This is a genomic window from Clostridium sp. AF34-10BH, from assembly GCF_003478095.1.
GTDB lineage: Bacteria > Bacillota > Clostridia > Lachnospirales > Lachnospiraceae > Acetatifactor > Acetatifactor acetigignens.
The window spans coordinates 413,975-422,643 of the sequence record NZ_QUEC01000001.1 but is presented as its reverse complement, the minus strand read 5'-3'; the positions used below and the strand labels follow the sequence as shown (position 1 = coordinate 422,643).

The window sequence follows — 8,669 nt, the reverse complement described above, 5'->3', positions numbered from 1 at the left end:
TGCCGCGTTTCTTATACCCTGCCAAGGGCTACGGGGATTTGATAGCATTTCTTCACTAACTCTCAATTTAGTACTCTTCCGCAATATCAATCTCTTCCTGCTCGGCAGCTGTCGTGTCTGCAGAGTAGGGTGTTCTGTGGAGGTATGCCAGCCAGTAACCACATCCTACGATCCCAGCACCACCAACGATGTTGCCAAGAGTAATAGGCAGCAGGGCTTTTACGAGGAAATTGAACCAGGTCAGGCTCTCTGCTGCAATGCCGTAGACCTGCGCTGTCAGAAGACCGCATACACCGAAATACATATCTGCGATACTGTGCTCGAAGCCGCATAATACAAATAGCATCACGGGCCAGTAACTGGTCAGAAGCTTGCCGGAGACCCGCTTCGCAGCAAAGGACATCCATACCGCGATGCACACCAGAATATTACACAGGATACCTCTTACGAAAGCCTCACCCACACTTAAATTCGTCCGGGATGCCGCGGCATTAACAATGGCCTGTGCCAGCTGCTCTCCGAAAAGATCCGGTGTCCGTCCCACCACTACCAGTACTGCCACAAAAGCAGCACCGAGGAAGTTGCCGATGTAAACAAACAGCCAGTTTTTCAGCATCTTCCATACCGTGACTTTCTTCTCCAGCACTGCCAGTATGATCAGATTGTTGCCGGTGAATAGCTCGCTGCCCGCTACCAGTACCATAGCCATACCCGCTGGGAATACCGCAGCGCCTACCAGCTTCGCCACCGATGCGATGCCGATGGTGCTGGATGCCGTAGTCGAAGCAATTCCTGCAAAACCGATGAACATACCGGCAAAAAATCCCAACAGAATCGTCTTAAAGATCGACAGATTTACCTTATGGATCCCGACTTCTATATAATTTCTTGCAATTTCCAAAGGTGAATGCATAACCAAATTCCTCCTTATCCTTTTTGAACAGTTCCATCTTGCCATATTTCCAAAACTCTTGCAAGCAAATCCGAAAAGAATATTTCCCTCTCTTGATTTTCGCACGTTAATTTGCTATAGTGTTTAAAGGACAAACGGCCATCTTCCGACTTTGTCATACTATTTATTAGCAGCAAATAGCAGAATCGAGGAAATCTACATGAGTACTCTTACATTTGGTTTTATCGGTCTGGGTCTGATCGGCGGTTCCATCGCCCGGGCGATCCGTCAGAATCTCCCTCAGTCTCAGATCATTGCATACGATATCAATGCAGATACCCTGCGGGAGGCTGCCCAGTGTGGTGTTGCCAACGTGATCACCACAAGGATCGATGCTTCCTTCTCCGACTGCGACTATCTTTTCCTCTGTGCTCCGGTACAGAAAAATGACGAGAACCTCTCAGCTGTAAAAGAAATTCTCTCACCAAAGACCCTGCTCACTGATGTGGGAAGTGTCAAGAGTGAGATTCATACAGAGATCAAAAAAGCCGGTCTGGAAGGACAGTTTATCGGCGGTCATCCCATGGCCGGAAGTGACCGTATAGGCTTTATCAATTCCAAGGCCGTTCTTTTGGAGAATGCCTATTACATTCTCACGCCCACGGATTCCGTTCCGGAAAACAAAGTCACGGATTATAAAAATCTTGTACAGCAGCTGGGTGCCATCCCTATGATTCTGGAGCCGGCACAGCATGATTACGTTACTGCAGCTGTCAGTCATCTCCCCCATATCATTGCCGCATCTCTGGTAAATCTGGTGCGGGACAAGGATTCTGCGGACGGACTGATGAAGATGATCGCTGCCGGAGGTTTCAAGGACATTACCAGAATTGCCTCTTCTTCCGCTGCGGTATGGCAGCAGATCTGCCTGACCAATACAGAAAATATCTCGACACTGTTGTCCTCCTACATTGCTTCCCTGCAGGGGATCCAGCAGGAATTAAATGCCAAAAGCGGTGATGACCTGTATGAACTGTTCGACAGTGCCAGAATCTACCGGGATTCCTTCATCAACACTGCCAGCGGTCCGTTAAAATCTTCTTATGCAATCACCATTGACATTGCCGACGAACCCGGTGAGATTGCCGCCGTGGCTACGATTCTTGCCCTGAAAAATATCAGTATCAAAAACATCGGCATCGTCCATAACCGAGAGTACGAAGGCGGCGTTCTGCGCATTGAATTCTATCAGGAAGAAGCCATCGAGAGATCCACAAAGATTCTTTGCGAAAAGGGCTACAGTCTGCACAACAGGAAGTAGAAACCCTGTACCTGGCTCATCGCACTACACAAAAAGAGATCACCTACAAAGTGATCTCTTTTTCCTTATCTTTCCGCTTCTGTTTCCTTCGCCGCACTATTTTCTCCACACAGACACATACGAGCAGTCCAAACGCACCGCCACAGGTATCCAGCACCACATCCGCAAAACACCCATAGCGTCCTGGGACAAATAACTGATGGAACTCGTCCGCTCCGGCGGAGACAAACACCCAGAGTACGATCAGCAGATACAGTTTCCGGTTCCTCTCCTTCCAGGGTCTCCACACACCGTACAGCAGCACTCCCATACATGCATACTCGGAGAAATGAGCCAGTTTACGGATTGGATGTTCAAAATAAGCTGCCATACTGTCGATCACATTCTGTGTCCAGTGTTTCCCGGAAATAGCATTCAGAAGCTCCGCACATTTTTCTGAGATCATAGAACTCAGTGAGCCTGATTTCTCACCGTCCTGACCAGAAAAAGCGAAAATCAACAGATATAACAGTACAAGTAAAATAGCAGCCACAACACTGACTGCTATTTTTTTCTTATTGTTTTTCATCGTCATTAATCGTCTGGTATACGCGGATTCTTGCTGCATCACTCTCCGACATTCCGATGAAGACAGCCCCGTACGTATAAGAATCTCCCTTCATTTCGATCCTGACGATCTGTAAGAACGCATGCAGCACTTCATGCGTCCAAATCCTCAGTTTCGATTCATACACTGCACCGATACTTAACACTTCCTTGCACAAAAAGCCCACTCCGTTGGGAGATACATCTACGATGTCTATGCTGACTTCCTGCATGTCTCCCTGGTCCAGGCGCTTTACCATCAGGGTGGAACTCATTTCTGTACGCCTGCTTCGTCTTCTTTCTTCCATTATTTTTCTCCTTTTAAGTCAGCGATAAACATAGCGTCTCCAAAGCTGAAAAATCTGTATTTTTCACGGATTGCTTCTTCGTAGGCGTGCAGGATATGTTCTCTTCCCGCAAGTGCCGATACCAACATTACCAGTGTGGACTCCGGCAGATGGAAATTCGTGATCAGTGCATCCAGCACCTTGAAACGATATCCGGGATAAATGAATATCTCGGTATTGTCACAGCCGGGCTGTACCATGCCCTGCTCGTCCGCTGCGCTCTCCACGGTACGGCAACTGGTGGTACCCACGCAGATCACACGCCCCCCATTTTTCTTCGTCTCATTGATGGTGTTCGCCGCTTCTTCCGTCACCTGATAATACTCAGAATGCATATGATGCTCCAGTACGTTCTCTTCCTTTACCGGCCGGAAAGTTCCCAGTCCCACATGCAATGTCACATAAGCGATCTTAATGCCTTTGTCCGCAATCTGCTGCAACAATTCCTGCGTAAAATGCAATCCCGCCGTAGGTGCTGCTGCGGAGCCTTCATATTTGGCATAAACGGTCTGATAACGATTCTTATCCTTCAGCTTATGGGTTATGTAAGGAGGCAGGGGCATCTCTCCCAGCTTGTCCAGCACTTCTTCAAAAATACCCTCATATTCAAAACGTATCAGACGATTACCTTCTTCCACAGTCTCCAGGACTTCTGCCTTTAATAGTCCATCCCCGAAGGTCAGGCGCTGACCGGGCTTGCATTTCCTGCCGGGCTTTACCAGAGTCTCCCAGACATCCGCTTCTTTTCGTTTTAATAGAAGGACTTCCACATGTCCGCCGGTACCTTCCCGTTCTCCCAAAAGTCTCGCTGGAATCACCTTGGTGTTGTTTAACACCAGACAGTCTCCGGGATGCAGATAGTCGATAATATCCCGAAAAATGTGATGAGAGATCTCTCCCGTATTTTTATCCAGTACCAGCAGTCTGGAGGAAGAACGATCCTCAAGCGGGTCCTGTGCGATCAGCTCCTGGGGAAGATCAAAGTAAAAATCGGATTTTTTCAGTTCGGTCGTCTCTGCCATTACAGGCTCGCTCCTTCCACAAATGCTTTATATCCGCGATATGCCTCATATACATCGGCCTTGCTGGTAGCTTCCCACGGTGCATGCATGTTCAGCACTGCCACACCACTGTCGATGACATTCATGCCATACAGTGCCAGAATATATGCGATGGTTCCACCGCCGCCCAAATCGACCTTACCAAGCTCTGCAGTCTGGAAGTTCACCTCTGCTTTGTCGAAGATATGGCGCAAATGTGCCAGATACTCCGCATTGGCATCGTTAGAACCGGACTTGCCTCTGGCTCCGGTGAATTTGTTGATGACCATACCGCCACCTAAGTATGCCACGTTCTTTTTATCGAAGCTGGACGCATAGGCAGGATCAAAAGCACTGCTGACATCGGAAGACAGCATACAGCTATGTGCCAGGCATCTTCTCACGTTCAGTTCGCTGTATTCGCCTGCCAGATTCATCACCTCTGCCACGGCATTTTCAAAAAAATGAGACTGCATGCCGGTAGCACCTACGGAGCCGATTTCTTCCTTATCTACCAGAATACAGCACATGGTACGGTCGGTCACATTGCTGTCCAGCATCGCCTGCATGGAAGTGTAAGCACAGACCCTGTCATCCTGACCGTAAGCCAGTGTCATGCTGCGGTCAAAGCCTGCTTCTCTTGCTTTTCCTGCAGGAACGATCTCCAGCTCTGCGGAAACGAAATCCTCTTCATGAATATCGTAGGTCTCTTTCAGAATATCCAGAACACCTGCCTTTACTGCTTCTTTTCCGGCTTCTTTCTCGTCCTTCTTCTTATCTTTCTTATCGATCAGCAGAGGCTTATTGCCTACGATGATATCCAGAGCTTCACCCTCGATAACCTTTGCTGCCTTTTTCTCCAGCTGCTCCTGTGCCAGATGGATCAACAGATCGGACACGAAGAATACAGGATCATCCTCGTTCTCACCAATATTGATTTCTACACAGGTGCCGTCCTTTTTCACGATGACTCCGTGGATTGCCAGTGGAATGGTCACCCACTGGTACTTCTTCACGCCACCGTAATAATGGGTGTCCAGATAAGCGAATCCACCATCCTCATACAGGGGATTCTGCTTTACATCCAGTCTGGGGCTGTCGATATGGGCTCCGAGGATGTTCATGCCATCTGTCATGGGCTTACGTCCGATCTGGAACATGGCGATGGATTTGTTCATCCATACGCTGTATACCTTATCTCCGGTTTTAAGAGCAGCGCCCTCTTTGATCAGACTCTCCAGTTCACGGTAACCGGACTTCTCAATAGTATTGACAATGGTGTCAATGCACTCTCTCTCGGTCTTACCGTTGTCTAAGAAATCACGATACTGTGCGTTTATTTTCTCCAGCTCTTTTAACTGTTTGGAAGAATAGGTCTCCCAGGTGTTTTTCTTTTCCATATTTATCCTCATTTCCGCATCCGTCTTCCGGATACTCTTTTACTATAATCATAACAGGAGAGGTTCCTCGCCCTCTCCGTATCAGTGTACTACATTTGTGTCCGCAGTTCAATTCCTGTCTGTCAGATTTTCATCCTGCCCCTTAGGATCCCTGTCAATCTCCGTATAATGTTTTTTTCTGCGCTGGATCTTCTTGATCTCCCGGATGCGTCTACGGTTCTCTCTTGCCAGTTCGCTCTTACTGCTGGCATGATTCACCAGTACCCGGTTCACCGGACGGAAATAACGGTTCAGATAAGCACCGATCAGGATGATATACATGCAGAAATACATCCACAACATAATGATCACAATAATGGTCAGACTTCCGTAAATACTATACCCATTTCCATAAGACACATACATGGAAAATCCCCAGGAAAATATACTCCATACTACCGCAGCAAAGCAGGCTCCCGGAACCTGTTCCGTGAATTTCAGCTTTGTGTCCGGGATATATGTATAAATCAGGCCAAACAAAAGAATCAGCACCGCCCATACGAACAGAAAGCGGAAATTCATCAGGAGACTCACAAACATCTGCAGCTGCGGAATCCTATGTAATGCAATATCCACCAGCTGATTACCAAATACCATGAAAAACAGTGACAAAATCAACACTACAAGCATGATCAACGTATAAAAGCTTGCAATAAAACGGATCACGAAGTAATTACGCTTCTCGTCCACACCATTGACCGCATTTAATCCCCGCATCAGTGCCATGACACCCTTCGCCGCCGACCAGACCATAGCGATCAGAGCCACCGGCAGAATTCCCACAGAACTCTCATACACATCAACGACCAGACTCTCCACCATGGCATCTGCAATATCCGGCGTCACATCCGTCAGCGCCGTGACCAGATTCTGCTCCGTCACCGGGGTATAAGGAATCACCGCACAGACTACCATCAGCATCGGAATCACCGACAAAAACAGGAAAAAGGCTGTACTCGATGCATAAGCGCTGATATTCTGTTTTTTCATCTGGCTGGAAAAATCACGCCAGATGCTGATTATTGTCCTGAGCATATCTCGCATCCTTCATAGAAAAAGTTAAGGATCTGTTCCGCGCCAAGCCCCTGTAGTGCCATATTTTTGGCACCGTTCTGGCTCATTCCAACGCCATGGCCGAATCCACCGCCGATAATGTTATATCCTACCACATTTTTCTTATCATGGCTAGGTTCAATCACAAAAAATGCACTGGGAAGGAGATTCGGCATGGCCACCTCACTACCATCCTGCCTTACCACCTTCGTAACCCCGTCACAAAGTACTGCTCTGATATTATATTCCGAGATCACCTTAAAGGTTCCTTTGTCCGTGACAATGACCATTTCGTCTGCCACACCACCGGGGCCACGTTTTACAACGGAGATATCGTTTACTTTTGAAAAAGCTTTTATATTTTGACTGACATAGTCATCGTCCTTCAGAGTCAATATTAACTTTCCGTTGGCTTCATAACGTTTCTTCAGCGTCTCCACTATCCGATCCACATCAATCTCTTTTACCGTATATGTCCAGCGGTACCAGCCTTCCTGCGCTTCATAATCTTCCGCATGTGTCTCCGTGATAAAATCCCGGAAAGCCTCTTCTTCCCTCAGGTCCTCTGGACCTGCATCTCCGTTTACCTCATTGCTGTCTGCCGCGATTACCCCACCGTCCGTCTGCATCAGGCTCTCCGGATTCAGCCGGCTACTCTTCAGATAATCAAGTGCCTCCGCCTCCGCTGTCTTCCATACATTTGCCGTAGTTCCCACGCCACAGGAGGTAGAGTAATAATAAGTGTTCGCCACCGTTCCTTCATCTGTCAGGATCATCTGTCCGTAGGTCTCCTTCACCGCCGTGGTAGCACTGTCAGCTTCTGTGATATTATTGTAGACCTGATAGGAAGTGCTGTCGTCCACATGGGCGCCGTACCGGGGATAGCCCGCCCGCAGCATATGTCCGTAGGCATAGGTCCTGGCACAGATAGCCTGTGCTTTCAGGGCTTCCAGTGGGTAGGATGCCGGCATTTCACTTGGCACTACACTGTAGAGATATTCTTCCAGCGGAAGCTCATTTACCACTGCAATTCCGTCTGCGGTCCGCAGCAGCTCTATATGCCCTCTGTAAGAAGGTGTTCCCTGACTTCGATTCACATTGATCAGCCGTACCCGGCCGGTCAGCACTGTCGGTACTATACGGATCCGTTCTCCCACGAAATAATCGCTGTCCGTGTCAATGGTCACCTCGTCTCCCCTGGAAAACAATTCTTCCTGCATTTCCTCACCGGTTCCGTACTGTAGTAGAAAATCACTTTCCGCCGTCAGTGTCACCGTCTGGTGCAAAACATCCGAAAAATCCGAAGTTTTGATCAATACCCGGATTTTGTCCATGTTATCTTCTCTGGCCAGCAGGATACCGCAGATCTCGTCATTTTCACGAATAAAGTCCGCATCCATATAGCCGAATCGCAGATCTTCAATGGTACACATGGTAAGCTCCCGGTACAGGCGATACCCTTTGTAATCCTCAGCCAACGGGATCCGGCCCCTGCCCTCGATCTCGATACCGCTTTCATCTGCCGACAGTACCCGGCCTGTGAACTTCTCTGTTTTCAGGATAACGGCACTCACGAGGTCATCCGTAAGTTCCACATCTGCCAGCTGTTCCCGCATCTGGTCCGGTGTCGGCAGCCTGCCTGCCTCATTCGCCTCTGTATCCAGATCATAGGTCTCTCTTACTCCGTCACAGAATAAAGTGATCTGCCCAGCTTCCGCCTCCGTGATCCAGACGTTTTTCAATTCCCGTACTACTGGAATATGCTGAGGCAGGGCCTCTTCTGTCTCCGGTGCCCCCGGCTCCTCCCGACCGCAGCTATGTAACAAATTTATCAGAAGTAAAAAAAGAAGAAATGCCGTACCTAACACACACAGGTATTTCTTCCACTGTATTCTCTGTTCTCTGGAAAGTTTATAATAATTCTCAAGCAGTCTGTTTTTCTTCAAATCATTTCCCGCCTATTCAGAATCTGTTTTATGACTTTAAAAGAGC

General features: G+C 48.3%; 8 protein-coding genes. 1 reads left to right on the top strand and 7 read right to left on the bottom strand.

Features of this window, described 5'->3' with window-relative positions; all coding sequences use genetic code 11:
• Positions 1-67: 67 nt before the first annotated feature.
• Positions 68-913 (bottom strand): formate/nitrite transporter family protein, encoded by an 846-nt coding sequence (locus tag DWZ61_RS01940; protein WP_118537236.1) that lies wholly within the window; start codon positions 911-913, stop codon positions 68-70.
• 199 nt (positions 914-1,112) lie between these two features.
• Here DWZ61_RS01940 and DWZ61_RS01935 point away from each other — a divergent pair, with 199 nt between their 5' ends.
• Positions 1,113-2,213: a prephenate dehydrogenase gene (locus DWZ61_RS01935; RefSeq protein WP_117464979.1), complete on the top strand. Its 1,101-nt coding sequence runs from the start codon at positions 1,113-1,115 to the stop codon at positions 2,211-2,213.
• 43 nt (positions 2,214-2,256) lie between these two features.
• Here the strand turns inward: DWZ61_RS01935 and DWZ61_RS01930 are convergent, their stop codons facing one another.
• The 6 genes from DWZ61_RS01930 to DWZ61_RS01905 form a co-directional block, all read right to left on the bottom strand.
• Complete coding sequence (locus DWZ61_RS01930; RefSeq protein WP_172594752.1) at positions 2,257-2,781, bottom strand: VanZ family protein; 525 nt, start codon at positions 2,779-2,781, stop codon at positions 2,257-2,259.
• Positions 2,768-3,106 (bottom strand): PilZ domain-containing protein, encoded by a 339-nt coding sequence (locus tag DWZ61_RS01925; RefSeq protein ID WP_118537234.1) that lies wholly within the window; start codon positions 3,104-3,106, stop codon positions 2,768-2,770. The genes DWZ61_RS01930 and DWZ61_RS01925 overlap by 14 nt, the downstream gene beginning before the upstream one ends.
• Positions 3,106-4,149, bottom strand: coding sequence for a tRNA preQ1(34) S-adenosylmethionine ribosyltransferase-isomerase QueA (gene queA, locus DWZ61_RS01920; RefSeq protein ID WP_118537253.1), 1,044 nt, complete (start codon positions 4,147-4,149; stop codon positions 3,106-3,108). The genes DWZ61_RS01925 and queA overlap by 1 nt, the downstream gene beginning before the upstream one ends.
• Positions 4,150-4,166: 17 nt before the next feature.
• Entirely contained in the window at positions 4,167-5,585 is a 1,419-nt protein-coding gene (locus DWZ61_RS01915; protein ID WP_118537233.1) for an aminopeptidase, read from the bottom strand.
• A 108-nt stretch (positions 5,586-5,693) separates the two neighbouring features.
• Positions 5,694-6,659 (bottom strand): YihY/virulence factor BrkB family protein, encoded by a 966-nt coding sequence (locus DWZ61_RS01910; protein WP_022311927.1) that lies wholly within the window; start codon positions 6,657-6,659, stop codon positions 5,694-5,696.
• Positions 6,644-8,623: a SpoIID/LytB domain-containing protein gene (locus DWZ61_RS01905; protein ID WP_118537232.1), complete on the bottom strand. Its 1,980-nt coding sequence runs from the start codon at positions 8,621-8,623 to the stop codon at positions 6,644-6,646. Before DWZ61_RS01905 ends, DWZ61_RS01910 begins: the two co-directional genes overlap by 16 nt.
• Positions 8,624-8,669 lie beyond the last annotated feature (46 nt).

Excerpts from the sequence above, each read along its gene's own strand:
- DWZ61_RS01940 (WP_118537236.1), bottom strand. The coding sequence starts at position 913 with ATGCATTCACCTTTGGAAATTGCAAGAAATTATATAGAAGTCGGGATC.
- DWZ61_RS01935 (WP_117464979.1), top strand. The coding sequence starts at position 1,113 with ATGAGTACTCTTACATTTGGTTTTATCGGTCTGGGTCTGATCGGCGGT.
- DWZ61_RS01930 (WP_172594752.1), bottom strand. The coding sequence starts at position 2,781 with ATGAAAAACAATAAGAAAAAAATAGCAGTCAGTGTTGTGGCTGCTATT.
- DWZ61_RS01925 (WP_118537234.1), bottom strand. The coding sequence starts at position 3,106 with ATGGAAGAAAGAAGACGAAGCAGGCGTACAGAAATGAGTTCCACCCTG.
- DWZ61_RS01915 (WP_118537233.1), bottom strand. The coding sequence starts at position 5,585 with ATGGAAAAGAAAAACACCTGGGAGACCTATTCTTCCAAACAGTTAAAA.
- DWZ61_RS01910 (WP_022311927.1), bottom strand. The coding sequence starts at position 6,659 with ATGCTCAGGACAATAATCAGCATCTGGCGTGATTTTTCCAGCCAGATG.